22 protein-coding genes are annotated in these 25,162 nt (G+C 71.9%); 10 read left to right on the top strand and 12 right to left on the bottom strand.

From position 1 onward, the window contains the following. Positions 1-60: 60 nt before the first annotated feature. Genes ACFY0K_RS35980 through ACFY0K_RS35970 form a run of 3 tightly spaced genes read left to right on the top strand, consistent with a single transcriptional unit; the run spans position 61 to position 3,738 of the window. Entirely contained in the window at positions 61-1,323 is a 1,263-nt protein-coding gene (locus ACFY0K_RS35980) for a kynureninase (RefSeq protein WP_390643357.1), read from the top strand. A 52-nt stretch (positions 1,324-1,375) separates the two neighbouring features. Continuing rightward, positions 1,376-2,416 (top strand): 3-hydroxy-D-kynurenine methyltransferase AcmL, encoded by a 1,041-nt coding sequence (gene acmL, locus ACFY0K_RS35975; protein ID WP_390643356.1) that lies wholly within the window; start codon positions 1,376-1,378, stop codon positions 2,414-2,416. A 26-nt stretch (positions 2,417-2,442) separates the two neighbouring features. Next, positions 2,443-3,738 (top strand): cytochrome P450, encoded by a 1,296-nt coding sequence (locus tag ACFY0K_RS35970; RefSeq protein WP_390643355.1) that lies wholly within the window; start codon positions 2,443-2,445, stop codon positions 3,736-3,738. 134 nt (positions 3,739-3,872) lie between these two features. Here ACFY0K_RS35970 and ACFY0K_RS35965 read toward each other — a convergent pair whose 3' ends face one another. The 3 genes from ACFY0K_RS35965 to ACFY0K_RS35955 form a co-directional block, all read right to left on the bottom strand. Beyond that, a complete protein-coding gene (locus ACFY0K_RS35965; RefSeq protein ID WP_390643354.1) occupies positions 3,873-4,079 on the bottom strand; it encodes a ferredoxin in 207 nt (68 codons plus the stop codon). A 32-nt stretch (positions 4,080-4,111) separates the two neighbouring features. After that, positions 4,112-4,759 carry an LmbU family transcriptional regulator gene (locus tag ACFY0K_RS35960; RefSeq protein ID WP_390643353.1) on the bottom strand — a complete coding sequence of 216 codons (648 nt, stop codon included), beginning with the start codon at positions 4,757-4,759 and terminating at the stop codon, positions 4,112-4,114. 226 nt (positions 4,760-4,985) lie between these two features. After that, positions 4,986-5,828 (bottom strand): TetR/AcrR family transcriptional regulator, encoded by an 843-nt coding sequence (locus tag ACFY0K_RS35955; protein WP_390643352.1) that lies wholly within the window; start codon positions 5,826-5,828, stop codon positions 4,986-4,988. A 115-nt stretch (positions 5,829-5,943) separates the two neighbouring features. Between ACFY0K_RS35955 and ACFY0K_RS35950 the strand changes: the two genes are divergently transcribed. The 4 genes from ACFY0K_RS35950 (at position 5,944) to ACFY0K_RS35935 (ending at position 11,004) form a co-directional block, all read left to right on the top strand. Continuing rightward, positions 5,944-6,828 (top strand): siderophore-interacting protein, encoded by an 885-nt coding sequence (locus tag ACFY0K_RS35950; RefSeq protein ID WP_390643351.1) that lies wholly within the window; start codon positions 5,944-5,946, stop codon positions 6,826-6,828. Positions 6,829-6,907: 79 nt separating this feature from the next. Continuing rightward, on the top strand, positions 6,908-7,891 hold the full coding sequence (locus tag ACFY0K_RS35945; RefSeq protein WP_390643350.1) for an ATP-binding cassette domain-containing protein: 984 nt from the start codon (positions 6,908-6,910) through the stop codon (positions 7,889-7,891). After that, complete coding sequence (locus tag ACFY0K_RS35940; RefSeq protein ID WP_390643349.1) at positions 7,881-8,648, top strand: ABC transporter permease; 768 nt, start codon at positions 7,881-7,883, stop codon at positions 8,646-8,648. The genes ACFY0K_RS35945 and ACFY0K_RS35940 overlap by 11 nt, the downstream gene beginning before the upstream one ends. A gap of 85 nt (positions 8,649-8,733) precedes the next feature. Further along, positions 8,734-11,004, top strand: a complete 2,271-nt coding sequence (locus tag ACFY0K_RS35935) for an ATP-binding cassette domain-containing protein (protein WP_390643348.1) — start codon at positions 8,734-8,736, stop codon at positions 11,002-11,004. 206 nt (positions 11,005-11,210) lie between these two features. Here the strand turns inward: ACFY0K_RS35935 and ACFY0K_RS35930 are convergent, their stop codons facing one another. The 7 genes from ACFY0K_RS35930 to xylB form a co-directional block, all read right to left on the bottom strand. Beyond that, a complete protein-coding gene (locus ACFY0K_RS35930) occupies positions 11,211-12,734 on the bottom strand; it encodes an aldehyde dehydrogenase family protein (RefSeq protein WP_390643346.1) in 1,524 nt (507 codons plus the stop codon). 104 nt (positions 12,735-12,838) lie between these two features. After that, a complete protein-coding gene (locus ACFY0K_RS35925; protein ID WP_390643345.1) occupies positions 12,839-14,095 on the bottom strand; it encodes a GAF domain-containing protein in 1,257 nt (418 codons plus the stop codon). A gap of 102 nt (positions 14,096-14,197) precedes the next feature. Continuing rightward, on the bottom strand, positions 14,198-14,800 hold the full coding sequence (locus ACFY0K_RS35920; RefSeq protein WP_390643344.1) for an N-acetylmuramoyl-L-alanine amidase: 603 nt from the start codon (positions 14,798-14,800) through the stop codon (positions 14,198-14,200). 53 nt (positions 14,801-14,853) lie between these two features. Beyond that, positions 14,854-15,867 carry an acetamidase/formamidase family protein gene (locus tag ACFY0K_RS35915; protein WP_390643343.1) on the bottom strand — a complete coding sequence of 338 codons (1,014 nt, stop codon included), beginning with the start codon at positions 15,865-15,867 and terminating at the stop codon, positions 14,854-14,856. Then, positions 15,864-17,351: an APC family permease gene (locus ACFY0K_RS35910; protein ID WP_390643342.1), complete on the bottom strand. Its 1,488-nt coding sequence runs from the start codon at positions 17,349-17,351 to the stop codon at positions 15,864-15,866. Before ACFY0K_RS35910 ends, ACFY0K_RS35915 begins: the two co-directional genes overlap by 4 nt. 201 nt (positions 17,352-17,552) lie before the next feature. Next, a complete protein-coding gene (locus ACFY0K_RS35905; protein ID WP_390643341.1) occupies positions 17,553-18,758 on the bottom strand; it encodes an ROK family protein in 1,206 nt (401 codons plus the stop codon). A 62-nt stretch (positions 18,759-18,820) separates the two neighbouring features. After that, complete coding sequence (gene xylB, locus ACFY0K_RS35900; RefSeq protein ID WP_351956067.1) at positions 18,821-20,266, bottom strand: xylulokinase; 1,446 nt, start codon at positions 20,264-20,266, stop codon at positions 18,821-18,823. Positions 20,267-20,494: 228 nt separating this feature from the next. On the opposite strand from xylB, the gene xylA reads away from it, so the two are divergent. After that, a complete protein-coding gene (xylA, locus tag ACFY0K_RS35895; protein ID WP_351956068.1) occupies positions 20,495-21,661 on the top strand; it encodes a xylose isomerase in 1,167 nt (388 codons plus the stop codon). 429 nt (positions 21,662-22,090) lie between these two features. Then, on the top strand, positions 22,091-22,375 hold the full coding sequence (locus ACFY0K_RS35890; RefSeq protein WP_390643340.1) for a hypothetical protein: 285 nt from the start codon (positions 22,091-22,093) through the stop codon (positions 22,373-22,375). Positions 22,376-22,383: 8 nt separating this feature from the next. On the opposite strand, the gene ACFY0K_RS35885 is transcribed toward ACFY0K_RS35890, so the two are convergent. After that, complete coding sequence (locus ACFY0K_RS35885; RefSeq protein ID WP_390643339.1) at positions 22,384-23,511, bottom strand: lipase; 1,128 nt, start codon at positions 23,509-23,511, stop codon at positions 22,384-22,386. Positions 23,512-23,968: 457 nt separating this feature from the next. Between ACFY0K_RS35885 and ACFY0K_RS35880 the strand changes: the two genes are divergently transcribed. After that, on the top strand, positions 23,969-24,151 hold the full coding sequence (locus ACFY0K_RS35880) for a hypothetical protein (protein ID WP_390643338.1): 183 nt from the start codon (positions 23,969-23,971) through the stop codon (positions 24,149-24,151). Positions 24,152-24,217: 66 nt separating this feature from the next. Here ACFY0K_RS35880 and ACFY0K_RS35875 read toward each other — a convergent pair whose 3' ends face one another. After that, positions 24,218-25,066: a hypothetical protein gene (locus ACFY0K_RS35875; RefSeq protein ID WP_390643373.1), complete on the bottom strand. Its 849-nt coding sequence runs from the start codon at positions 25,064-25,066 to the stop codon at positions 24,218-24,220. Positions 25,067-25,162 lie beyond the last annotated feature (96 nt).

The raw sequence follows: 25,162 nt of genomic DNA, 5'->3' as shown, positions 1-25,162 counted from the left end.
GGCCTGCCCGCGGACGGCGGGGCACGCGGACACGCACGACACGAGACAGAAGGAGGGCCGATGGTGAGCGGGAACCCGCGCACGGTGGCCGAGGAACTGGACGCGGCCGATCCGCTCGCCGCGTTCCGCGAGCGGTTCGTCATCGCCGATCCGGAGCTGATCTACCTGGACGGCAACTCGCTGGGCCCGCTGCCCGCCGCCACGCCGGAGGTGCTGCGGGAGGTGGTCGAGGAGGGCTGGGGCGGTGGACTGGTGCGGTCGTGGCAGGGCTGGATCGACTGGGGCGCCCGGCTCGGCGACCGCCTCGCCGAGCACGTGCTCGGCGCCGCGCCCGGCGAGGTGGTGATCTCCGACTCCACATCGGTCAACCTCTACAAACTGGCCGCCGCCGCCCTGGACGCGGCACCGGGGCGCGGCACCGTCGTGATGGACGCCGAGGACTTCCCGACCAACCGGTACATCGTCCAGGGCCTCGCCGAACAGCGCGGGCTGCGGCTGGTGCGGCTGCCGTCCGACCTCGACGGCGGCCTCGACCTCGACGTCCTGCGCTCGGCGCTCAACGGTGACGTCGCGCTGGTGGTGCTGTCCCTGGTGTCCTACCGAAGCGGCGCGCTGCTGGACATGGCGCAGGTGAACGACCTGGCCCGGGCGGTCGGCGCGCGGGTGCTGTGGGACGTGTCGCACGCCGCCGGAGCCGTCCCCGTGGACCTGGCCGGCGCCGGCGCGGAACTCGCCGTCGGCTGCACGTACAAGTACCTCAACGGCGGCCCTGGTTCACCCGCCTTCCTCTATGTGCGGCGCGATCTGCAGTCCCGGCTGCGGCAGCCGGTGTGGGGCTGGTACGGGCAGCGCGGGCAGTTCGAGATGGGGCCCGACTACGACCCGGTGCCGGGCATCGAGCGGTTCCTGGTGAGCACCCCGCCGCTGGTGTCGCTGGCGGCGATCGATCCCGCTCTCGCCCTGGTCGAGGAGGCCGGGACGGCGCGGATCCGAGCCAAGGGGCTGCGGCTGGGCCGGCTGGCCGACGAGCTGGCGGACGCCTGGCTCACCCCGCTGGGCTTCCGGCCCGCCTCGCCCCGCCCGCCGGAGCGGCGCGGCTCGCATCTGTCCCTGCACCACCCCGACGCCTGGCGGATCTGCCAGGCGCTGGCCGCGGACGCGAAGGTGGTCTGCGACTACCGGGTCCCGGACCGGCTGCGTATCGGTCTGTCCCCCCTGGTCACGCGGTTCACCGACGTCTGGGACGCGTTGGCCCGTATCCGCGACGTCGTGGCCGAGGGCGCCTACGCCTCCCGGCCCGCCGGCCTCGCCCGGGTGACCTGACCTCCGCCTTCCCGCACAGCACCCTCTTCACCTCAGCCGATTCGGAGTGCCCATGGCTCACGCATCCCCGCTCACCACCGACGGACTGGTACAGATCCTGTTCGGCTCCTCCGCCTTCCAGATGCTCCGCGCGGGCAGCGAACTGGGCCTGTTCACCCTGCTGCACCGGCGACCGGGCCTGACCCAGCCCGAGATCGGTCGGGAACTCGACCTGGCGGAGCGGCCGGTACAGATCCTGCTGCTGGGCACCACCGCCCTCGGGCTGACAGTGCGCCAGGGCGACGGTTACGAGAACACCGACGTGCTGAACGGCCTGTTCGCAGAGGGTACTTGGGAGATCATCGAGGATCTCGTCGAGTACGAGGAACGGATCGTCCGGCCCGCCGAGGTGGACTTCATCGCGTCGCTGCGCGAGAACACCAACGTCGGCCTGCGACGGATCAAGGGCACGGGGGAGGATCTCTACCACCGGCTGTCCGCGGACCCCGAGCTGGAGCAGCTGTTCTACCGCTGCATGCGGTCCTGGTCCCGGCTGTCCAACCCCGTACTGGTCGAGAAGGCCGACCTCACCGGAGTGCGCCGCGTGCTCGACGTGGGCGGCGGCGACGGCGTCAACGCCATCGCTCTCGCCCAGGCCAACCCCGGCGTCGAATTCACCGTCCTGGACCTGCCCGGCACGGTGGAGATCGCCCGCAAGAAGATCGCCGAGCACGGCCTGTCCGACCGGATCTCCGTGCGGGCCGCGGACATCTTCGCCGACACCTACCCGACCGGCCACGACTGCGTGCTCTTCGCCAACCAGCTCGTGATCTGGTCACCGCAGGAGAACGTACGGCTGCTGCGCAAGGCACACGCGGCGCTGCCGGACGGCGGGCGGGTCCTGGTGTTCAACGCCATGTCCGACGACAGCGGGGACGGCCCGCTGTACGCGGCCCTGGACAACGTGTACTTCGCGACGCTGCCGGCTGCCAGCAGCACGATCTACCGGTGGGGCCAGTACGAGGAGTGGTTCGCCGCGGCCGGATTCGTCAAGCCCGAGCGGCTGCCCGGTGGCCGGTGGACGCCGCACGGCGTGATCAGCGCGGTCAAGTGACGTCCCAGCGAGTACCGGAGCCGACCATGTCTTCCACGTTCCCGGACGCCCCGCCGGCCGGTGCGGCAGCGGCGTGCCCCGCCGGCCCGCACATGATGGACCCCGATCTGCTCGCGGACCCCTTCGGCGGTTACGGCCGCCTGCGCGAACAGGGCCCGGTCGTCCGCGGCCGGTTCGTCGACGGCACTCCGGTGTGGTTCGTGACCCGCTACGACGACGTCCGCGCCGTGCTGCGCGACCCACGGTTCGTCAACACCCCTTCGCACGTGCCCGGAGCCCAGGGCGCCGATCCGCGTGAGGGGATGATGGAACTGCTCAACGTCCCCGAGCACTTACGGGTCTACCTGCTCGGATCCATCCTGGACAGCGACCCGCCGGACCATCCGCGGCTGCGCCGCCTGGTGACCCGGGCGTTCACCGCCCGCCGCATCCTCGATCTGCGTCCCGCCATCGAACAGATCGCCGACCGGCTGCTCGACGAACTGCCTCACCGGGCGGGGCAGGACGGGACGGTGGACCTGCTGGAGCACTACGCCTACCCCCTGTCGATCACGGTGATCTGCCGGCTCGTCGGAATCCCCGCGGTCGACCTGGAGCGGTGGCGGGAATGGGGCGGGGACCTCGTGTCGATGCGGCCCGAACGCCTCCAGCACTCCTTTCCCGTGATGATCGACTACTGCCATCAACTGATCGAAAAGCGTCGCGCCGCGCTCAGGGACGATCTGCTGAGCGAGCTGATTCGAGCGCAGGACGACGACGGCGGACGGCTCAGCGACACCGAGACGGTCACCATGGTGCTCACCCTGGTGCTGGCCGGCCACGAGACGAGCACCCATCTGATCGGCAACGGCACCGCGGCCCTGCTCACCCACCCCGACCAGCTGGCACGGCTGAAGGAGAATCCGGCGCTGCTCCCGAGAGCGGTGCATGAGCTGATGCGCTGGTGCGGCTCGGTGCAGGTGGCCCGACTGCGCTACGCCGTCGAGGACCTGGAGATCGCCGGCACGCGCGTCGCCCGCGGTGACGCGGTCCAACCGGTCCTGGTCTCCGCCAACTTCGACCCGCGACACTACACCGACCCGGACCGGCTTCACCTGACCCGTCAGCCGGACGGGCAGGCCGAGAACCACGTGGGCTTCGGCCACGGCATCCACTACTGCCTGGGCGCGACACTGGCCCGGCAGGAGGGCGAGGTGGCGCTCGCCCGGCTGCTGGCCCGCTACCCGGATCTCGCGCTCGCGGACGGCGATCCGGAGGGGGAACGCGCCCACCTGCCGGGCAGTTGGCGGCTGAACGCGTTGCGCCTGCGGCTCGGCTCCTGAAGTGAGCACGGCTGAAGTGAGCACGGCTGAAATGAGCACAGCCTTCTTCGGGCCATGAGGTGAGCGCAGCACTGAGGGCTCCATGATCTGCACCATGGAGCCCTCAGCCCTGGGGGGTGGCGGGAGTTGCGTCGTCAGGCGTCGGGTGGTTCGTTCCCCACGGCGATCGCCTGGACGGGGCAGGACAGCGCGGCCTGGGTGACCTGCCGCGGGGTGGCCGTACGCGCCCCTTCGGGCACGAGGGTGGCGTACCCGTCGTAGTCCTGGGCGAAGACGGCGGGTGCCGTCAGGGTGCACTGTCCGGACCCGATACAGGTGCGGTGGTCGATGCGGATCTCCATCTGGGGCGGTCTCCGGTGGTCGGGCGGGGGTGTCATTGGCCGAGCTCGTGCGCGGTGGCACGGTCGAGCGTCAGCAGGACCCATTCCTCGAAGTCGCGGTCTCCTCTCGACGCGGCCTCCCGCCAGCGCTGGACGCGGTCGGAGGGGGCGCTGATCCGGAGCTGGCTGGCCCGCGCGGGGATGGCGGCCCGGTTTCCTCTGCGGCTCTCCCGCAGCCGCAGTCGGAGCTGGTTGCGTGACCAGCCGTGCTGCTCCGCCTGGTCGAGCCAGGTGTCGGCCTCCGCCGGCGGCAGGGAGGCGACCTCGGCGTGGTGGCCGAAGCTCAGTGTCTCGCGCCGGCGCCAGAGCTCGAAGTGCCGTGCCACCCAGGCGTAGTTGCGCAGTGTCTGGTAGTCGAGGCCCGCGGCCTGGACTCCGGTCTGGTAGCGGTCTGCGTAGCGGTCCTGGCCGTACACGAGCCAGTCGCCCAGGCACCAGGCGGAGGAGTCGGCGACCTGGAAGATGTGCTGCCCGGCCTTCTCCCATCGGTCGTAGGTGAGGCTGGTGGGTATCTTGAGGCCGACCCGGGTGGTAAAGATTCGTTCCTGCTCGCCGGGTCTGCGGGGGCGGGCCGCCTCGGTGGCTCGGCGGCCGACTGGCAATTGACGGTCACTACGGTCGTACTTTGCGATGTGCTGCACCGGCTTTCTCCTGAAATCGGGGCATGATGCATCTCGCACCATTCATCGCGCCCTCGAGTCATTAAGGGCGCAATCTCGAAAAACGGTAGTCACCGTCCGAGATACCGTCAACGAACACTTCCGGCCGGAGATGGCCGATCGGGGTCCAATTGGCTTCGAAACCGACCGCTTCGGGGGTGCGACAGGTGCCGGATCGGGCCGGCCCGCCGGGGCCCGCACGACCCCGTCAGGGGGTGCCGGCCGAGGCGTGGAGCGTGCCGTCGGAGTCCGTCCGCACCGCCGCCTCGACGCCGTCGAGGATCAGGCCCAGGCCCACCCGGAAGGCCTCCCTCGCCTCCTGCTCCATGTGCGACGCGGCGCCGCCTCCCGCCGCCTCGGTCATGGCGGCGAGGCTCGCGGTCGACTCCAGGGCTGCGAGGGCGGGGAAGCGTTCGGTGAAGTCGGGCGCGAACTCCGCGAGCAGCGCGGACCGCTGCGCCCACCACTCCTCGTCGGGCACCCCGGTCTCCGGTGCCGCCTGCCGGTGTTCCGTCGCGACCAGGGCCATACCCCGCACGAACTGGAACAATACCGCGATGACCCGTCTGACGTGCAGGGGTTCCAGGCCGATTCCGCCCAGGATCCGCACCACCGTCTCCAGTCGCGCGTACTCGTTCGGCCCGAGCACGGGGCGGGCCTGCGAGACCTGGAGCACCCAGGGGTGGCGCAGATAGAACGTCCAGGCGTCGTCGGCCCAGTCGGTGATCGCCGGCCGCCACCCCGCGCTCGTGTCGTACTCCGTGGGCAGTTCGGCCAGCACCCGGTCGTGCATGAGGTCGACCAGTTCGCTCTTGCTCGGCACGTAGGTGTAGAGCGCCATGGCGGTCCGCCCGAGGCGGGTACCGACCGCCCGCATGGACAGGGCCGCCATGCCCTGCTCGTCCGCCACCGCGACACCCGCGGCCACGATCGTGTCCACGTCGAGTCCGGGTTTGGGGCCGGGTTTGGGAGCGGCCCCCCCGGATTCGGCCGATCGCCAGAGCAGGGACATGGATCGGCGGGCATCGCCCTGTCCGGCGAAAACAACCACCTTGCAACTCCTTACTGCATAAAGTAACCTCACCGGCGTAACTCTTTACGCTGTAAGGATACCAGCTGGGCGGCCACCCGCCCCGGTATGCCCGTACGTTCGTGGAAGGTTTCCGATGGCAGAGCTCCCCGTCACGTTCATCCAGGTCACCGACATCACACGCGTCACACGGCGGATGGCCCGCGTGACGTTCGAGGCCGACCACCTCGAAGACTCCGTCGGCCTGACCCCGGACCAGCAGCTCAAGCTCTGCTTCCCCCGGCCCGGCCAGGAGCGGCCCGTCCTGCCGGAGCAGAACGACGATGCGACGGGCTGGTACCAGGCGTTTCTGGCCATTCCGGAGGACGAGCGGCCCTGGATGCGCAGCTTCACCCTGCGTCGGCGGGTGCCCGGGACGAACACCGTCGAGGTCGACTTCGTCCTGCACGGCGACAGCGGCCCCGCCGGCGCCTGGGCCGAGTCCGCCCGCCCCGGCGACCGCCTCGGCATGGTCGGCCCCTCCGCGCTCTACGCCGGACCGGTCTCCCTGACGGATTCGATCACCTCCGCCGACTGGCTGTTGATCGCCGGCGACGAGACGGCACTGCCCGCCATCGGCACCCTGCTGGAGGCCCTGCCCGAGCGGGCCCGCGCCGAGGTCTACATCGAGGTCGCCGACCAGGCCGAGCAGCAGACCTTCCAGACGGCGGGCGACGTCACCCTGCACTGGCTGCACCGTGACGGAACCCCGGCCGGCCGCAGCGACGTCCTCGTCGACGCCGTCCGCGGCGCCGAGTTCCCGCCCGGGCGCCCCTTCGCCTGGCTGGCCGGCGAGGCCGGCGTCGTCCGGACCCTGCGCCGCCACCTGGTCAACGACCGGGGGCTCGACAAGCGCGCGATCGACTTCAGCGGCTACTGGCGCGTCAAGCTCACCCAGGACGACGCCCCGACCGCCGAGGACATGGCCGAGGCGCAGGAGCGCCTCGCCGAGTACCAGGCGGCGGCCGATGGCCAGTCCTGACGAGCCGCGCGCCGAAGCCGGCATCCCGGCCGGGCGCCGGGAGCCGGCCGGACGGCTGCCGGGCCGAGAGAAGGATTTCATGATCACAGTACGAGGTCTCGCCCGCCGGTTCACCGTGCGCGGCCAGGATGTCGAAGCGGTCAAAGGCATCGACTTCGACGTGGCGCCCGGGGAGGTGGTCGGCTTCCTCGGCCCCAACGGAGCAGGCAAGACCACGACCTTACGGATGCTCACGACCCTGCTGCGCCCCACCGGCGGAACCGGCGCCGTGGCCGGCTGCGACCTGCTGACGGACCCCCAGGGCGTGCGGCGCAGGATCGGCTGCGTCCACCAGGGCGGCGCCACCTGGCCCGAGTCCAGGGTCGGCGAGGAGATCGAACTCCAGGCCCGGCTCTACGGCCTGTCCCGCACCGAGGCCAAACGGCGCGGAGCCCTGCTCGCCGAGCGGCTCGACCTCGCCGGCCTGGACCAGCGGCCCGTCAAGACGCTCTCCGGCGGTCAGCGCCGCCGGCTCGACATCGCGCTCGGACTCGTCCACGAACCGACGCTCGTCTTCCTCGACGAGCCCACCACCGGGCTCGACCCGCAGAGCCGGGCCAACCTCTGGGACCACGTCCGCCGCCTGCGCTCCGAGCAGGGCACGACCGTCTTCCTCACCACCCACTACCTCGACGAGGCCGACGCGCTGTGCGACCGGATCCTCGTCACCGACCACGGCACGATCGTCGCCGAGGGAACCCCCGACGCGCTCAAGGCCCGAGTCGCCGGCGACGCGATCACCATCGAGGTGACCGGCCAGGCCGCGGAGGCGGCCGACGTCGCCGGGCGGCTGACCGGCGCGAGCGAGGTGAGCGTCGACGGCGACACGGTCCGCTTCCGGGTGCCCCGCGGCGACGCCGCCCTGCCAGAGCTGCTGCGCGCGCTCGACGGCCGGGGCATCACCATGGCCTCCGTCAAGGTCAACCGGCCCACCCTGGACGACGTGTTCCTCAGCCTGACCGGACGCTCCCTGCGAGACGGCGAAGCCGCGACCGAGGCCAGGGAGGCCGCCCATGCTGCGTGACACGCAACTGATCTTCGTCCGGGACATGAAGCTCGCGCTGCGGAGCCCGACCTGGCTGCTCATCGGGATCATGCAGCCGTTGCTGTACCTGTTCCTCTTCGGACCCCTGATGGTGTCCGTCGTCGACCACACCCCCGGCTTCCCGCCCGGTGGCGCCTGGGAGGTCCTCACCCCGGCTCTCATCGTCCAGACGGCGCTGTTCAGCGGCTCCTTCGCCGGCGTGGGGCTGCTCACCGAGTACCGGGTCGGCGTCGTCGACCGCTTCCGCGGCACGCCCGCGAGCAGGGCCGCCCTGCTGTTCGGCAAGGTCCTGGCCCAGGCCGTGCAGGCCACCGCGCAGTCCGTACTGATCGTGCTGGTGACGCTGCTCGTCTTCGACCTCGACGTCTCAGCGACCGGGCTGCTGCTCAGCCTGGCGATCGCCGCGGTCCTGGCCATCACGCTGTCATCGGGATCGTACGCACTGGCGATGGTTCTCAAGAGCGAGGCCGCGTTCCCCGCGCTGATGAACGCCGTGCTCCTGCCGCTTCTGCTGCTGTCCGGGGTGCTGCTGCCGGTCTCCGAGCAACTGGCGCCCGGCTGGCTGTACAACCTGGCCCGGATCAACCCGCTGACCCACGTGGTCGACGCCGAACGCGCGGCGTTCCGGGGGGACATGAGCGCCACGGGGCTGCTGACCGGCTCGGTCGTGCTGCTGGTCATGGCCGTCCTCGCCCTGCTGTGGGGCACGCGGACCTTCCGCAAGGAGAACGCCTGACGGCACCGCCCGCAGGCCCCCCGATACCGGGCTCCCCCTTACATCCCCCGGAGGGGGAGCCCACCCGCACCAGCAAGGAGCACACGTGAGGACCGACGCCATCAAGGTGACCGGTGCCAGGGAGAACAACCTCAAGAACGTCTCGCTTCAGATCCCGAGACAGCAACTGACCGTCTTCACCGGTGTCTCCGGCTCGGGCAAGTCGTCCTTGGTGTTCGACACCCTCGCGGCCGAGGCCCAGCGGCAGCTCAACGAGACCTTCAGCGCCTTCGTCCGGACCTTCCTGCCCGATCATGGGCGGCCGGACATGGACGCCGTCGAGAACATCTCCGCGGCCGTCGTCATCGACCAGAAACGCCTGGGCGGCAACCCGCGCTCCACCGTCGGCACGGTCACCGACATCAACCCGCTTCTGCGTCTGCTGTTCTCCCGGGCCGGCGATCCCGCGGGCCTGCCACCGAGCGCGTTCTCCTTCAACGACCCCCAGGGCATGTGCCCCACGTGCGAGGGCCTCGGCACGACCGTCCGCCTCGACCTCGACGCGTTCCTCGACCGCACCAGGTCCCTGAACCAGGGCGCGCTGCTGCACCCGGACTTCTCCACCGACAGCTGGTACTGGCTGAGCTATGTGGAGTCCGGCCTGTTCGACAACGACAAGCCGCTGGCCGACTTCGCCGAGCGGGAATGGCAACTGCTGCTGCACGGCGAACTGCCGGACAAGCTCCGCCTCCTCTGGCAGGGCAACACCCTGAACGTCCGTTACGAGGGCCTCGTCGACAAGTTCACCCGGCTCTACGTCAAGAAGGAGGACATGTCCGAGCGCGGCCGCCGAGTGTTCCAGCGGTTCGCCCGCACCGCCTCCTGCCCCGACTGCGACGGCACCCGCCTCGCGCCCACCGCGCTGGCCACCCGGATCAGCGGCCACCACATCGCGAACCTCACCGCGATGGAGACCGAGCACCTCGCACACGTCCTGGCGGAGCTGGACCTGCCGCGGGTCAAACCGGTTCTGGACGACCTGACCACCCGTCTGCACCACCTGGTCGACATCGGACTCGGCTACCTGAGCCTGGACCGGGAGACCCGCACGCTCTCGGGCGGCGAGTCCCAGCGGATCAAGATGGTCCGGCATCTGTCCAGCAGCCTCACCGAGATGCTGTACGTGTTCGACGAGCCGAGCGTCGGCCTGCACCCACGGGACGTGCACCGGCTCAAGGAACTCCTCATCGCGTTGCGGGACAAGGGCAACACGGTGCTCGTGGTCGAGCACGACCCCGACGTCATGGCCATCGCTGACCATGTGGTCGACATGGGCCCGAAAGCCGGGACGCTCGGTGGCGAAGTGGTCTTCGAGGGCAGCTTCGACGCACTCACCCGTGCCGACACCCTCACCGGGCGCCACCTCCGGCACCGACTGCCTCTCAAGACCGAACCCCGGCGCGCCACCGGGACGCTCACCGTCACCGACGCGACGAGCCACAACCTCAAGAACGTGACGGTCGGCTTCCCCACCGGCGTCCTGACGGTCGTCACCGGCGTGGCCGGATCGGGCAAGAGCACGCTGGTCAACGACGAGTTCCTGAACCGGTACCCCGACGCGGTCGTCATCGACCAGTCGGCGGTGACCACCAGCCGACGCTCCAACACCGCCACCTACACGGGCCTGATGGACCCGATCCGCAAACTGTTCGCCAAGGCCAACAAGGTCAGCCCCTCCCTGTTCAGCGCCAACTCCAAGGGCGCATGCCCCAACTGCCAGGGGCTCGGCGTCCTCTACACCGATCTGGCGTTCATGGACACGCTGAAGTCGGTGTGCGAGGTCTGCCGAGGCCGCCGCTTCTCCGAGGACGTCCTCGGCCACCGCCTGCGGGGCAGGTCCATCAGCGACGTCTTGGAGATGACGACGGCCGAGGCGGCGGACTTCTTCACGGAGCCCAGGCTCCGCCCCGTCCTGCACGCCCTGAACGAGGTGGGGCTGGACTACCTACGCCTCGGCCAGCCGCTCAGCACCTTGTCCGGAGGCGAGTGTCAGCGCCTCAAGCTCGGGGCCGACCTGCACCGCGTCGGAAGCGTCTACGTCATGGACGAACCCACCACGGGTCTGCACATGTCGGATGTCCGCCGTCTCCTCGGCATCATCGAGCGCCTCGTCGACCAGGGCAACACCGTCATCGTCATCGAGCACAACCTCGACGTCGTCAGGAGCGCCGACTGGATCATCGACCTCGGCCCCGAGGGGGGCAGCGGCGGCGGACGAATCCTGTTCCAAGGAACTCCGTCCGATCTTCTGAAGACGACCGACTCCCACACCGCCGCGCACCTCCGGCAGGACCTCTCGCATGCGGGCCGTGTCTGATCACCGGGGCCGTGGCGGCAACGCCGTGAGCCGACGTGCTCGTCGCGCCGGAGACGTGGATCTTTGACATTCGACTTCTGGTCCACGGCTGGACCGGGATGATGGGCCGTGCGGTGGCGCAAGGTGTTGAACTGGTTGCTGAGCGTGCTTGTCGTGCTGGGTGGTCCGGAGAGCAAGAGTGCCTTCAGACCACCCACTTGAAGGTCCTAGAAGAACCCGAGCTTCCGCGGACTGTAGGAAACCAGGAGGTTCTTCGTCTGCTGGTAGTGGTCCAGCATCATCTTGTGCGTCTCGCGGCCGATCCCCGACTGCTTGTAGCCGCCGAACGCGGCGTGTGCCGGGTACGCGTGGTAGCAGTTGGTCCACACCCGGCCGGCCTGGATCGAACGGCCCGCGCGGTAGGCGGTGTTGATGTCGCGGGTCCAGACGCCCGCGCCGAGGCCGTACAGGGTGTCGTTGGCCATTTTGATCGCGTCGTCGAAGTCGTCGAAGGACGTCACCGAGACCACGGGACCGAAGATCTCCTCCTGGAAGATCCGCATCCGGTTGTCGCCCTCGAAGATGGTCGGCTGGACGTAGTAGCCGCCCTTCAACTCGCCGTCGTGTTCGACACGTTCGCCGCCGATGAGGATCTTCGCGCCCTCCTGCCGGCCGATGTCGAGGTAGGAGAGGATCTTCTCCAGCTGGTCGTTGGAGGCCTGGGCGCCGATCATCGTGTCGGTGTCCAGGGGGTGGCCCGGCTTGATCTGCCGGGTGCGGGCGACCGCCGCCTCCATGAACTCGGCGTAGTTGCCGCGCTGGACGAGGGCGCGGGACGGGCAGGTGCAGACCTCGCCCTGGTTGAGGGCGAACATCGTGAACCCTTCGAGGGCCTTGTCACGGAAGTCGTCGTCGTGCGCCCAGACGTCGTCGAAGAAGATGTTCGGGGACTTGCCGCCCAGTTCGAGCGTGACCGGCTTGATGTTCTCCGAGGCGTACTGCATGATCAGGCGCCCGGTGGTGGTCTCGCCGGTGAAGGCGACCTTCGCCACCCGTGGGCTGGACGCGAGCGGCTTGCCCGCCTCCACGCCGAACCCGTTGACGATGTTCACCACGCCCGGCGGCAGCAGGTCCGCGATCAGGCTCATCCAGTAGTGGATCGAGGCCGGGGTCTGCTCGGCGGGCTTGATGACGACCGCGTTGCCCGCGGCGAGGGCCGGTGCGAGCTTCCAGGTGGCCATCAGGATGGGGAAGTTCCACGGGATGATCTGCGCGACGACGCCGAGCGGCTCGTGGAAGTGGTACGCCACCGTGTCGTCGTCGACCTCGCCCAGCGAACCCTCCTGCGCGCGGATCGCCCCCGCGAAGTACCGGAAGTGGTCGATCGCCAGCGGGATGTCGGCGGCCAGCGTCTCGCGCACCGGCTTCCCGTTCTCCCAGCTCTCGGCGACCGCGAGCGGCTCCAGGTGGGCCTCCATACGGTCGGCGATCTTCAGGAGGATGTCGGAACGCTCCGTCACCGACGTACGGCCCCAGCCAGGCGCCGCCGCGTGCGCGGCGTCCAGCGCCCGCTCCACGTCCTCGGCGGTGCCCCGCGCCACCTCGGTGAACGGCTGCCCGTTCACCGGTGACGGGTTCTCGAAGTACTGCCCCCGGGCCGGCGGCACGTACTCGCCGCCGATGAAGTGGTCGTAGCGCGCCTGGTAGGAGACGATCGCGCCCTCGGTGCCGGGCGCCGCGTAACGGGTCATGGTGGCCTGCCTCCTTGCAGATGCGCTGCCCGCCGTCGGGCAGCTCCCGGCGCGGAGGCTAGGGGAGCGGACGTTGCGAACACGTTGCGCCGCAGGCCGGCGCGTCAGCCGGCCGGTGCCGTCAGCTCCGCCTCCAGGGCCGCCAGCCGGGACCGTACGACCGCCGTCGGCCGCACCGCGGCCAGCGCCCGCCACACCTCGACGTCGTCCTCGCCCCACGGGGCGTGCGCCCACTCCGCCAGCAGGTCGGGGTCCTGACACCCGATCAGCGCGGCTCGCAGCCCGTCCGCCAGCCGCTGCCTGAGCCGCACGACCGCGGGTGCCTGCGAGCCCGGCAGCAACGGGCCGGTGTACGCCCCGACGGCGGCCGTCACCGCGCCCGCCTCCAGCCGCCGCTCCACGACACCCGCGTCCGACTCCACCGGCGCGGCCAGCCGGTAGGGACGGGAGGCGAGCAGCCCCGGCCCCAGCAGCCGGCGCAGCCGGACCAGTTCCGCCCGCAGTGTCACCGGCGTCACCGACTCGTCCTCGTACAGCGCGCACAGCAGTTCGTCGCCGGTCAGCCCCTCCGGGTGGCGGGACAGCAGCACCAGCAGCTCGCTGTGCCGGCGGCCGAGCCGGATCCGCCGGCCGTCCAGCCGGAGCTCGGCCTCGTCCCGGCCGAGCGCCGTCAGCGCGGGCGCCTCGTCGGCCGGCGCCGGCGGATCGAGCAGCGCCAGCTGCGACTCGGCGGCCCGCGCCACCGCCTGGACGAAGCCCAGGCTGTGCGGATGCGCCAGCCGGTCGCCGCCGGTGATGTCGACCGCGCCCAGCACCCGCCCGGTGCGCGGATCGTGCACCGGAGCCGCCGCGCACGTCCACGGCTGCACCCGGCGGATGAAGTGCTCCGCGGCGAACACCTGCACCGGCCGGTCCACGGCCACCGCCGTCCCCGGCGCGTTGGTGCCGACCGCGGTCTCCGACCAGCGCGCGCCCGGCACGAAGTTCATCCGGTCCGCCCGCCGCCGGGTCGCCGGATGTCCCTCGACCCACAGCAGTCTGCCGTCCGCGTCGCACACCGCCAGCAGATGCTCGCCGTCCGCCGCGAACGTACCCATCAGCTCCCGGAACAGCGGCATCACCCGGGCCAGCGGATGCTCCGCCCGGTACGCCCCGAGGTCACCGTCCGTCAGTTCCACGCGCGCCGCGCCGTCCGGTCCCACCCCGGCCCGCGCGGAACGCCGCCACGACTCGGCGACCACGGACCGCACCGGGCGTGGCACGGTGCCGGCCGTGGTGAACGTCTCGTGTGCCCGGCGCAGCAACCGGGCACGCTCGGCAGGGTCGGCCCCCGGCTCCAGGGCCACCCAGGGATCGGTCAACTCGGCCTCCCGACGGCGATGCGGCTGGGGACATCGTCATGCGGGGTGTTCGCGCCGACAACCGTTTCGACCGGCCTCCCTCCGCGGCCCGGCCCGCGGTCCTCACTCGGCCTGTCCCACCAGCCTCATGTAGCGGACCCAGTCCCAGTGCTTGCCCGGATCCGTGTGGTCGGTCCCCGGCACCTCGACGTGCCCGATGACGTGCGCCCGGTCCTTCGGGATGCCGTACCTCTCGCAGATCGACGCCGTCAGCCGCGCCGACTCCTGATAAAGGGCGTCGGTGAAGTACTCCGGTCTGTCCACCCACCCCTCGTGCTCGATACCGATGCTCCGCGTGTTGTAGTCCCAGTTCCCCGCATGCCAGGCCACGTCTGTCTCCCGCACGCACTGCGCGACATGCCCGTCGGCCGAGCGGACCAGGTAGTGCGCGGACACCCGCTTCTTCGGGTTCCGGAAGATGGACAGCGTGCCGGCGTACGCCTGCTGTGTGACATGGATGATCACCCGGTCGATCGCGTACTCGTCGGGGCGCAGGGCCGGTGTCCGGTTCTCGCCGCTCGCCGCCTGCCACTCGGCCGGCGGATAGTCGACGACCCCGGTCTGCGCGCCCGCCCGGCCCGCGGGGAGCAGCGCGTACGGGACGGCGGCGAGGGCCGCGCCCTTCAGGAGCCGTCGCCTGCTGGGGAGCGGTCGTGCCCGGTCCATGGATGGCGTGCCTTTCGGAAGCGTGCTCGCGGCACGGGGGAGTCGAGGGCCGGTCAGCGGCGCAGGGCCGCCGCCGTCTCACGCAGTCGCGCATGCAGTCCGCGGTAAGTCTCGCGCGCGGGCAGCCACTCCTTGCGGAGCTTGGCCACACACGTGTAGTTGGTGTCGCACACGTTGGCCAACGGCGACTCCACCGTCTGGGTTGCGTACTGGTACGCGTCGAGTTCGCCGAACCCGTAGTCGCGCACCAGCCACTGCACCAGGTCGAGCTGCGATATCCGGAAGGCGTCCTCCAGCGGACGCGCCGACCCCGTCGAGACGATGTGGGTGTCCGACTCCAGCCGGGGCCACGGCGTCGCGATCCCCTTCAGCAACTCGACGATCACGACCGTGTTCATCGCGCACTCCACGGCCACCCCGCAGGTCTCGCCCTCGCCCTGCCGGGCGTGGCCGTCGCCGAGGCTGAGCAGCGCGCCCTCGACGTTGACCCCCAGGTAACAGGTGACACCGGCCCGCATCTCGGGCGTGTCCATGTTGCCGCCGTGCGCGTCCGGCACCAGGGCCGAGCGCACCTCCAGGTTCGCGGGGGCCACCCCGACGGTGCCGTGCATCGGGTCCATCGGAAGCTCCAGCTCGATGCCGCCCTCGTGCGCCCGGAACAGGGCCGTGCGCCGGGTGCGGTCCAGCTGCCAGATCCAGACCGTCTCCGGCAGCGGTGGCTGGAGCGTGGCGGTGGTGTGCGTCGAGGTGAGCGCCCCGAACAGGGGGACCGTCGTCGACGCCGCCCAGTCCCGGGCCGGTTCGATCGACACGAAGTGCACGGCGAGGGTGTCGCCCGGCTCCGCGCCCTCGACGTGGAAGGGGCCGGTCTGCGGGTTGAGGAACGGGAACTCGCAGACCTCGGACACCAGGTCCTTCTCCGACCGCACCCGGCCGGCGAAGCAGTCCTCCGTGTACAGGTCGAGAACCGTGCCGGGCGCGATCCGCGCCACCGGCGGCGCCCCGCCGAACGTCCAGGCGTAGTCGTCCGGTCCGGGCCGGACGGTGAGGATGCGGGGGTCGCTCATCGCGGTCGTGCTCCGTTCTGTGCGGCGACGACGTCAGGGGCGTCGTCTTCGAGGTGGACCCGTGCGGTCTCGGCTATGCGCTCGGGGTGGCGCCGGACCAGCACCAGGAGGACGACCACTCCGGCCACCATCCACACCCCGACCACCGGACCGGCGTACGACACCGGGGCGGTCAGCTTCGTCACGAAGTCGAAGACGGGCAGACCGGCCGCGGTGAGCAGGGCGGGGACGAAGGCCACGATGCCCAGCAGCGGGAGGAGCAGGTGCCGTACCGGCTTGAGCGACGGGCGGCCACGGCGCAGGAAGTAGCCGGCACAGGCGAGGTTGACGACGATGTAGACGCCGATGACGACCGTGACGATCACCGTCGCCAGCAGCAGGAACGCGGTCACCGGGTCGTAGCCGAAGCCCAGCCCCAGCACCGCGCCGACCGCCACGGCGGTCTGGACCGCGATGCCGGCCACGGGGGAGCGGTACCGCGGGTGGAGCGTGGCCAGGACACGCGGGAGGACCCGGATACGGGCCAGCGCGAAGGCCGTCCGCGTCGAGACGTTGGCGCAGGCGTTGGCGTTGGCGATCGTCGAGTTGACGACCGCGAGGAACACCAGCACCCAGAAGAGCCCGAAGGAGGCCCGGGCGACGCCCTGCCAGGACGCCTCGCCCGCCGCCCCGAAGGAGGCGAACCGGCCGGGGCCGAAGTACACGGTCATCGCGTAGGTCGTCACCACGTAGAACAGCCCGATCCCCAGTGCCGCGCCGAGCACCGCGCGGTGCATGGTGCGGCGCGGGTCGCGGGTCTCCTCCGCGAGCGGCGCGGCCGCCTCGAAGCCGGCGAACGCCAGCACGGTGTAGACGGAACCGGCGAAGACCCCGCTGACCCCTCCGTAGCCGTCCGCCGTGTGCGAAGTCCCGAACACGGACAGGGTGTTGTGGCCGCCGGCCCGGATGATCAGCCAGCCGGCGAAGACGAGGAACACCGCGATCTCGAAGACCCCGAGCACGGTCCCGAAGCGGGCCGAGGCCTGTACGCCCAGATACCCGGCGGCGGCGATGACGGCGGCGCCGGCGAGGGCCCACGGCCACCACAGGTCGGCCGGCCAGGAGGCCCACTCGTCGTGCAGGGTCCCCGCCGCGGTGAACCCGAGCTGGAGCAGCAGCAACGGCGGCACCAGCGCCTCCACGAACACGTAGCCCCAGCCGACCAGGAACCCCACGGCCGGATGCAGCCCCTGTGCCGCGTACGTGGCCACGGACCCGGCGGCCGGCAACTCGCGCGCCAGCTCGGCCACGCACGACGCGGTGAACAGACAGGCCACCAGAGCGATCAGCACGGCCAGCGGCAGACTGCCGCCTGCGAACGCCGCCCCCGCCGGAATGGACGCGGCGACGGCGGCCGCGGGCGCCATGGCCGTGACGCTCTGGAACAGCACCTCCCGCAACCCCACCGCGTCCCGCCGCAGTCCCGCGGCCGACTCTCCCGACATACGTCCCCCCGACGTGCGTGTTCTCCTCGTTCCGGCGGATGCCTCGCGTGAATCACGGTACGGCGCTTGCGGGTTGGGCAGAAGAGCGCCCAGGTGATCCGTGGACGGAGCGGCGACTGTGGACAACCGCGCCACCCGGACGGGTGAACGCGGTGCGAGCCTCCCCGGGCTCCAGCGAGAGCGACCCTCACACGGGGTCGGTCAGACCCGCTCAGCCACGATCGCCGGATCGTCCAGGACGGCCCGGATCACCGAGTGGGCCGCGCCGAGGAGGGGGCCCTCGGAGCCCAGGCGGGAGACGGAGACCGGGCAGGCCGGGCCCGTGGTGCGGTCGGCCAGTTCGGCTTCCAGGGACGGCAGGAGCCAGGGAGCGAGACCGGCGAGGGCCCCGCCCAGGACCACGGACTCGGGGTCGAGGAGGTTGACGGCGCCGGTGAGGGCGATGCCCAGGGCCGTACCGGCGTCCTCCAGGGCACGTCGGACGCCCTCGTGGTCCGCGCCCGCCTGCTGTGCGAGCAGTCCTACCGCGTCCTCGCGGGATTCGAGGCCGGCCGCGCGCAGCACCGCCTCCTCGCCGGCGTACTGCTCCAGGCACCCGCGCCCGCCGCAGGCGCAGCGCGGCCCGTCGGGGTGGACCGGCACATGGCCGAGCTCGCCCGCGAAACCGCGTCTCCCGCGCAGCAGCTGTCCGTCCACCACGACGGCGGCGCCGATACCGATCTCGGCGGACACGTGCAGGAAGTCCTGGGGCGTCGCGTCCCCGAGCCACAGCTCGGCCAGGGCGCCGAAGTTGGCCTCGTTGTCCACCGTCAGCGGGAGGCCGGCGGGCAGCAGCGCGGCGAGGTCGGTGCCGTGCCAGTCGAGGTTGGGGGCGTGGACGACCGTGTGCCCGTCGCGGGCCACCAGGCCGGGGACGGCGACCGCGAGACCGGCGGGCCACAGCCCGTGCTGTTCGGCGTCCGCCGCGACCCGCCGGACCAGGCCGGTCAGCTCCGCCAGCACCGGGCGCGGATCCCGGCCCCGGTTCGCACCGTGCCGCACGGCACGCGCGCGTACCTCGCCGCGCAGGTCCACCGCGCACACGGCGAGATGGTCGACCCCGACCTCCGCCCCGAGACCGGCCGGACCGTGCCCGCTCATCGCGAGCGCCGAGCCGGGCCGCCCGACGCGGTTGGGCCGCTCAGGTCCCAGTTCCTCCAGGAGTCCCCAGCGGATCAGCTCGTCGACGAGGGTCGACACCGCCGCTCTGGTGAGGCCGATGCGGGAGGCGACCGCGGCCCGCGACAGCGAGCCCTCCGCACTGACCGCGTGCATCACGCGAGCGAGGTTGCGCCGGCGCATGCCCTGCTGGGTGTCCGGCAGGGCACGGCCGGTCGTCGGGCGGGCCTCGTGCAGCGGTGCGGTCATGCCTCCATCAATCCTCTGGGACCGTCTGGAATCCTCTCGGCAGTCCCCTGCCGATCAGCCGATCAGCGGTTCTCCGGCGCCCGCTCCAGCAGCGGGGCCGCGTCGGAGAGTACCCCGGAGATCCTGGACAGCGTCGCCGCGTCCCGCTCCACCGCGTCCAGTACGGGCCCTGCGGCCGTGTTCCAGCGGCGCGCCACCGCGGCCGGGTCCTCGCCGGTGAGCAGCCCGGCCGCCTGCGCGGCGGCGCCGAGAGCGACCAGCTCCTTCGCCTCGGGCACCTGCACCGGCCGCCCGGACAGCCGCCGCACCGTCTCCTGCCAGGCCCGGCCCCGGGCGCCGCCGCCGATCAGCAGCAACGGGCTGGTCCGGTCGGCGTCCTCGTCGAGCACCAGGTCCAGGGCGCCCAGCAGGGCGTGCACGGCGCCGTCGTAGGCGGCCTGGAGGAGCTGGCCGGCGGTGGTGTCGTGGCGCAGGCCGTGCAGCAGTCCGGAGGCGTTGGGCAGGTTCGGGGTGCGTTCGCCGTCCAGGTACGGCAGCAGGGTCACCGAGGTGCCGGGCTCGACGGCCTCGCGGTCCAGGCCGAGCAGCGCCGCGACCCGGTCGACCGCGAGCGTGCAGTTCAGGGTGCAGGCGAGGGGCAGCCAGTCGCCGTGCGCGTCGGCGAAGCCCGCCACCGTGCCGGTCGGGTCCGCGGGGCGGTGCCTGGAGACCGCGTACACCGTGCCCGAGGTGCCGAGGCTCAGCACGGGGGTGCCCGGACGCAGGCCGAGCCCCAGCGCGGCCGCCGCGTTGTCACCGGTGCCGGGCGCCACCAGGGTGCCCTTGGAGAACGGCAGGTCGTGGCTGTCCCGGACGGTGCCGGCGACCTCGCCGGGCCGGACGACCCGGGGCAGGAGCGCCGGGTCCAGGCCCACGTGCGCGAGGGTCTCCGCGTCGTACGCCTCGGTCGCCGACGCCCACCAGCCGGTGCCGGAGGCGTCTCCCCGGTCGGTCGTGCCCAGTCCGGTCAGCCGCTCGGTGAGGTAGTCGTGGGGGAGCCGTACCGCCCTGGTCGCCCGGACCGCCTCCGGCTCGTGCTCGGCCAGCCAGGCCCACTTGGTGACCGTGAACGACGCGCCCGGCACACTCCCGGTGCGCTCCGCCCAGGCCTTCGGGCCGCCCAGCTCCTCGATCAGCCGCTGCGCCTGCGGCGCCGAGCGGACGTCGTTCCAGAGCAGCGCCGGCCGCACCGGCTCGCCGTGCTCGTCCAGGGTGACCAGGCCGTGCTGCTGCCCGCCGATCGACACGGCCGCCGCCTCGTGCGCGGCGTCCCCGCACTGGCGCAGCGCCTCGCACAGCGCGTCCCACCACTGGCGCGGATCGCTCTCCCGGCCCGCGCCGGTGGTCACGGTGTGCGGTGCCTGGCCGCTCGCCACGACCTCGCCGGTGGACGCGTCGACGACCAGCGCCTTGGTGGACTGGGTGGACGTGTCCACGCCGACGACGAGCGGACCCTCGGCTGCTGACATCGGGCTCTCCCTTTTTCCGCGGCTCGCGGTTTATCTGACCTGCAGTTTTCCCGGCTCGTCGGGGTGTCGCGACCCGGTTTTCGTCCTTCGGGGACAGGGTGACCCTTCCCAGGGACGCGTTGGCATACTAATTTGTAAACCGCGATGACGAAATAGTCGGCACGACAGTCATCCACCGGTCATCCACCGCAGTCATCGAGCACAGCCCCCGAGCAAGGAGCCGCGGCAATGAGCTTCCAGCCCACCCCCGAAGACAGGTTCACCTTCGGCCTGTGGACCGTCGGCTGGCAGGGAAGGGACCCGTTCGGCGACGCCACCCGCCGCGCCCTCGACCCCGTCGAGACGGTCCAGCGCCTGTCCGAACTGGGCGCCCACGGTGTGACGTTCCACGACGACGACCTGATCCCCTTCGGGTCCTCCGACACCGAGCGCGAGTCGCACATCAAGCGCTTCCGCCAGGCCCTCGACGCCACCGGCATGAAGGTGCCGATGGCCACCACCAACCTCTTCACCCACCCGGTCTTCAAGGACGGCGCGTTCACCGCGAACGACCGTGACGTACGCCGTTACGCGCTGCGCAAGACCATCCGCAACATCGACCTGGCCGTCGAACTGGGAGCCGAGACGTACGTCGCCTGGGGCGGCCGCGAGGGCGCCGAGTCCGGCGCCGCCAAGGACGTGCGGGTCGCCCTCGACCGCATGAAGGAGGCCTTCGACCTCCTCGGCGAGTACGTCACCTCCCAGGGCTACGACCTGCGCTTCGCCATCGAGCCCAAGCCGAACGAGCCGCGTGGCGACATCCTGCTCCCCACCGTCGGCCACGCCCTCGCCTTCATCGAGCGCCTGGAGCGCCCCGAGCTGTACGGCGTCAACCCCGAGGTGGGCCACGAGCAGATGGCCGGCCTGAACTTCCCGCACGGCATCGCCCAGGCCCTGTGGGCGGGCAAGCTCTTCCACATCGACCTCAACGGCCAGTCCGGCATCAAGTACGACCAGGACCTGCGCTTCGGTGCCGGTGACCTGCGCGCCGCGTTCTGGCTGGTCGACCTCCTGGAGAGCGCCGGCTACGCGGGCCCGAAGCACTTCGACTTCAAGCCGCCGCGGACCGAGGACCTCGACGGCGTGTGGGCGTCGGCCGCCGGCTGCATGCGCAACTACCTGATCCTCAAGGAGCGCGCCACCGCCTTCCGCGCCGACCCGGAGGTCCAGGAGGCCCTGCGCGCCTCCCGTCTGGACGAACTGGCCCAGCCGACCGCCGCGGACGGCCTCCAGGCCCTCCTCGCCGACCGCACGGCCTTCGAGGAGTTCGACGTGGAGGCGACCGCCGCGCGCGGGATGGCCTTCGAGCGGCTCGACCAGCTGGCGATGGACCACCTGCTGGGCGCCCGCGGCTGAGCGCGCACGCGCGCGTGAGGGCCGCTTTCGCAGCGGTGTCCTCACGCGCGCGTGTCGCCTTCGTGCCCGGATCCGGTACCGGCACGGCCGGTTCGCACCGGAAATACTCCGGAATCGTGCGGTCCGTGGCATGAGTCCGTGTCAACTCCCGCGCCGGCCTCGCGCGACGACCGGAACGCGGTGACTCTTGGCGGTATGGCCATGCCGCCCGTACCGCCACGACCGCCCGGCCCGCCGAACGGCTCTCCGTCGCCCGGCGGAGGCTACGACCCGCCCCCGTACGAGGGTTACGGCCCGCCACCGCGCGAAGGTCTCGCACCGCACCCGCACGCCGGTTTCGGCGCTCCCCCCGGCGACCAGGAGCCGCCCACCGCCGTCGGGTGGATGCCACCGCCCCCACCGGAGCCGCCCCGCCGGCGCAGGGGCCCGTTGTTCGCCGTTCTGGCCCTGCTGGTGGCCGCGGTGGCCGTCGCCGCCGTCGTCCTGATGGTGTCCGGCGGCGACGGCTCGGCCGACGGGAAGCCCGGTGCGAACAGCCCGAGCCCCTCCGGTCCGGCCCGGCCTTCGCCCGGCCTCCCGAGCGGGCTGCCCAGCAGCCTGCCGTCTGGCCTGCCGAGCGGACTCCCTTCGCAATGGCCCTCGGAACTGCCCAGCGGTCTGCCGAGCGAGCTGCCCAGCGGTCTGGACTCCCTGCTGCCCTCCCTGCTGGGGTAGCCGCCGGCTCAGGTGTGCCTACCGAAGCGTCCGGAACCACCGGACCACGGCGGCGGTTCCCGCCTGCTGGGAACCGAGATGGCGGGAGCCGCGGTAGTCCGGGGTGCCGAGGTCGACCACCGGGGCGTCGACGCCGTGGGCGCGCAGGGCGGCGTGGCAGTGGGCCGTGTTCGTGTTGACGGCCTGCTCGTCCCCCTCGGCGTAGTAGAGCCTGACCGCAACCCGCGGCACCCGGTCGGTGCACACGCTGTCCGTGGTCCGCAGGGCCGCCGCCAGCCGTCCGGTGGGTGGGCCGGCATCGCCCGGCCGCGGGCGGTGAGCAACGCGTCGAGGGAGTCCGGGGTGCCGGCCACGACCTCCTGACCGGTGTGCGTGCCGTCCAGCAGGCCTTCGATCGTGCGGTCGTACGGCGCCCGGAACGCCCGGGCCGGTGTGTCGTACAGGTGGTGCAGGCGGTTGAAGGCGACCAGGAACAGCGCCGTGCAGATCACGCTCGCCTTCGGGTCCGTCCGCCCGGCCAGTAGCGCCGGCAGCGCCGCGTCGCGGAACGCGTAGGCGCCGCTCACGGGCGCTATGGCGCGGATCCGGAACCAGTGGTCGGCCCCCTCCTGGAGCGACCGCGCCAGTCCCAGGGCCGCCGAGGCGCCCTGGGAGAAGCCGGTGGCCAGGACCCCGCGTCGCAATTCCCGGCCCTGCCGCGTCGCGACCGTACGGGATGCCCGCAGCATGTCCAGGGCGGCCGTCGTCTCCGAGGGCACGTCCATCCAGGCCTGGGGCCCGGGCCCCAGGCCCATGCCGAGGTGGTCGGGGAGCACCGCGGCGAACCCTGCGGACGCGTAGGTCAGCACGGGTGCCTGGTCCCACACCTCGGCCGAGACCGAGGCGACGTCGCCTTTCAATAGTTCGGTGCCGTGCGTGAACGACACCGCCCGCAACCGTCGTTCACCGCTGCGCGGCAGGGCCAGCAGCCCGCTGGCGGTGGTCGGCCTGCCGTGCGGGTCCACCGTGCGGTACACGATCCTGAAGGTGTCCAGTCCGTAGTGCACGGCGCCGGTGTCCCAGGCTCCGTCCTCGTCGCCCGCCAGCTCGGCCGCGGCCTGCCGGGCGGTCAGCGTCCGCAGGTGCTCGACGGACACCACCGTGCCCCGCGACGCGTGTGCCCCCGCCGGGGCGGACGTGGCCGCCGGTGCACCGGATCCCTGCGCGACCGCGGCCGTCGCGCCGGCTCGCCGCCAGGGCCGCCGAAACCGCCGAAACCACCAGTAATCTGCTGATCCGCTTCAAATTCGTTTGCTTCATGCCGTGACCGTACGAACCGCCGAAGCCACCGGCCATCCGGCCAACCGGTCTGCGCGGGTGGGGTTTTCCGCAGGGCCGACTCGTGCCGGGCCGCTCCCGTACGTCCGGCCCGGCGACCGGGCGGCGACGGTTACCCCGGGAGCGGAGCTGCTTCACAACCTGTTCGAGTCGGCACTCGGGGGCCAGTAGGGGTGGCCCGTCAGGGATGTCTCAGGGGCGTGGTCCGGAACCGCGCGAGGCGCGGGCCCGTTCTCACATCAGAGAGCGGCAAGGGCCGCGAAGGAGGCGACGCTGATGTCGAAGAACGCGAAGATCGCCGCAGGAGGTGTGGCGGTCGGGCTCATCCTGCTGATATGGCTGCCCTGGTGGGTGACGTTCCTGATCGTGGTGGGCGTCCCGGTGGCCGCGTACCTGGCGCTCGACCCCTCGCAGCGGCGCAGGCTGCGCCGGGCAGGCCGCAGGGAGATCGGCCGCTGAGCCACCTGCCCGGGACCGCGCCCCGCCCCTGACCTGCGCCTGGCGGCGGGATGCGGCCCGGCAGGGTCACAGGGGCCGTACGGCCATCTTGTCGAGGGCTTCCAGAAGGCCGGGGAGTTCGGGACCCCGGCCGACCGGCAGGACCTCGCCGGGTTCCTCGTCGAGGAGCACGAAGGCGATGTCGTCGGTCCGGGCCACCAGCGACCAGCCGGGCCCGTCGGCGCGCAGCGTACGTGCGTCGCCGGGGGCGAACGAGGAGCGCACCCGGCCCAGCGGCGGAGGTGCGTCCACGTAGGCCCACGCCTCGGCCAGGACCCGCCGCACTCCGACGTGCCCCTTCGGGGCCTCCGGGGCCGCCTCGGCGTCCTGTGGAGCCTTCTCGGGGGCTTCCGCGGCCTCGGCGGCCGCCGCCGGGAAGTGGTCGTCGCTGATCTGCTCCCGCCAGATCGCCCACTGGAGGGCGATCTCGTCCGCGCCCAGCCGCCGCTGCGCAGGACCCCAGGTGCTGGTGTCCGGCGGGGTCAGCGGGGCCTGGTCCGCCACCTCCGGACCGGGGTCGTGCGGTGCGGGCACGTTGGGAGCCGCCACGGCGACCGCCAGCGGCCAGCCGGGCAGGGCGGCGACCACCGTGCGCTCGTCCGGCGACAGGTCGTACTCCATGCCGCAGTCCCAGGACGCGATCGCGACGGCGACCAGCGAGACGTCGTCGATCACGACCGTCCAGCGCGCCCCTTCGCCGTCCTGGCCGAGCACCAGGCCGTACCCGTCGGCGCGCGGTGCCAGTTCCAGCGCCGCGCACGCCTCCGGATAGTCGTCGCCCAGCACACTCGGAAACTTCGCCGGCGTCAGCAGCACCGCCGTGAGCACGTACAGCGCCTCGTCCGCGGCGACGGCCTCCTCGTCGGTCCCGGCCATCCCTGCCTCCAGTGGTTCGTCCAACGGCGCGCACCCTAGTGCGACGGGAAGGCCGTTGTCACGACCGGTCTCCACACCCGAGCTGCAGTTTTCCAC

The organism is Streptomyces sp. NPDC001507, assembly GCF_042894765.1.
Lineage (GTDB): Bacteria > Actinomycetota > Actinomycetes > Streptomycetales > Streptomycetaceae > Streptomyces.
This window is presented reverse-complemented; position numbering and strand designations above follow the sequence as displayed.

What these genes read in the sequence shown, in the direction of transcription:
- ACFY0K_RS35940 (WP_390643349.1), top strand. Translation starts at nt 7,881, where the DNA reads ATGCTGCGTGACACGCAACTGATCTTCGTCCGGGACATGAAGCTCGCG.
- ACFY0K_RS35930 (WP_390643346.1), bottom strand. Translation starts at nt 12,734, where the DNA reads ATGACCCGTTACGCGGCGCCCGGCACCGAGGGCGCGATCGTCTCCTAC.
- ACFY0K_RS35880 (WP_390643338.1), top strand. Translation starts at nt 23,969, where the DNA reads ATGTCGAAGAACGCGAAGATCGCCGCAGGAGGTGTGGCGGTCGGGCTC.
- xylB (WP_351956067.1), bottom strand. Translation starts at nt 20,266, where the DNA reads ATGTCAGCAGCCGAGGGTCCGCTCGTCGTCGGCGTGGACACGTCCACC.
- ACFY0K_RS35910 (WP_390643342.1), bottom strand. Translation starts at nt 17,351, where the DNA reads ATGTCGGGAGAGTCGGCCGCGGGACTGCGGCGGGACGCGGTGGGGTTG.
- ACFY0K_RS35980 (WP_390643357.1), top strand. Translation starts at nt 61, where the DNA reads ATGGTGAGCGGGAACCCGCGCACGGTGGCCGAGGAACTGGACGCGGCC.
- ACFY0K_RS35970 (WP_390643355.1), top strand. Translation starts at nt 2,443, where the DNA reads ATGTCTTCCACGTTCCCGGACGCCCCGCCGGCCGGTGCGGCAGCGGCG.
- ACFY0K_RS35920 (WP_390643344.1), bottom strand. Translation starts at nt 14,800, where the DNA reads ATGGACCGGGCACGACCGCTCCCCAGCAGGCGACGGCTCCTGAAGGGC.
- acmL (WP_390643356.1), top strand. Translation starts at nt 1,376, where the DNA reads ATGGCTCACGCATCCCCGCTCACCACCGACGGACTGGTACAGATCCTG.
- xylA (WP_351956068.1), top strand. Translation starts at nt 20,495, where the DNA reads ATGAGCTTCCAGCCCACCCCCGAAGACAGGTTCACCTTCGGCCTGTGG.
- ACFY0K_RS35905 (WP_390643341.1), bottom strand. Translation starts at nt 18,758, where the DNA reads ATGACCGCACCGCTGCACGAGGCCCGCCCGACGACCGGCCGTGCCCTG.
- ACFY0K_RS35945 (WP_390643350.1), top strand. Translation starts at nt 6,908, where the DNA reads ATGATCACAGTACGAGGTCTCGCCCGCCGGTTCACCGTGCGCGGCCAG.
- ACFY0K_RS35875 (WP_390643373.1), bottom strand. Translation starts at nt 25,066, where the DNA reads ATGGCCGGGACCGACGAGGAGGCCGTCGCCGCGGACGAGGCGCTGTAC.
- ACFY0K_RS35915 (WP_390643343.1), bottom strand. Translation starts at nt 15,867, where the DNA reads ATGAGCGACCCCCGCATCCTCACCGTCCGGCCCGGACCGGACGACTAC.
- ACFY0K_RS35950 (WP_390643351.1), top strand. Translation starts at nt 5,944, where the DNA reads ATGGCAGAGCTCCCCGTCACGTTCATCCAGGTCACCGACATCACACGC.
- ACFY0K_RS35965 (WP_390643354.1), bottom strand. Translation starts at nt 4,079, where the DNA reads ATGGAGATCCGCATCGACCACCGCACCTGTATCGGGTCCGGACAGTGC.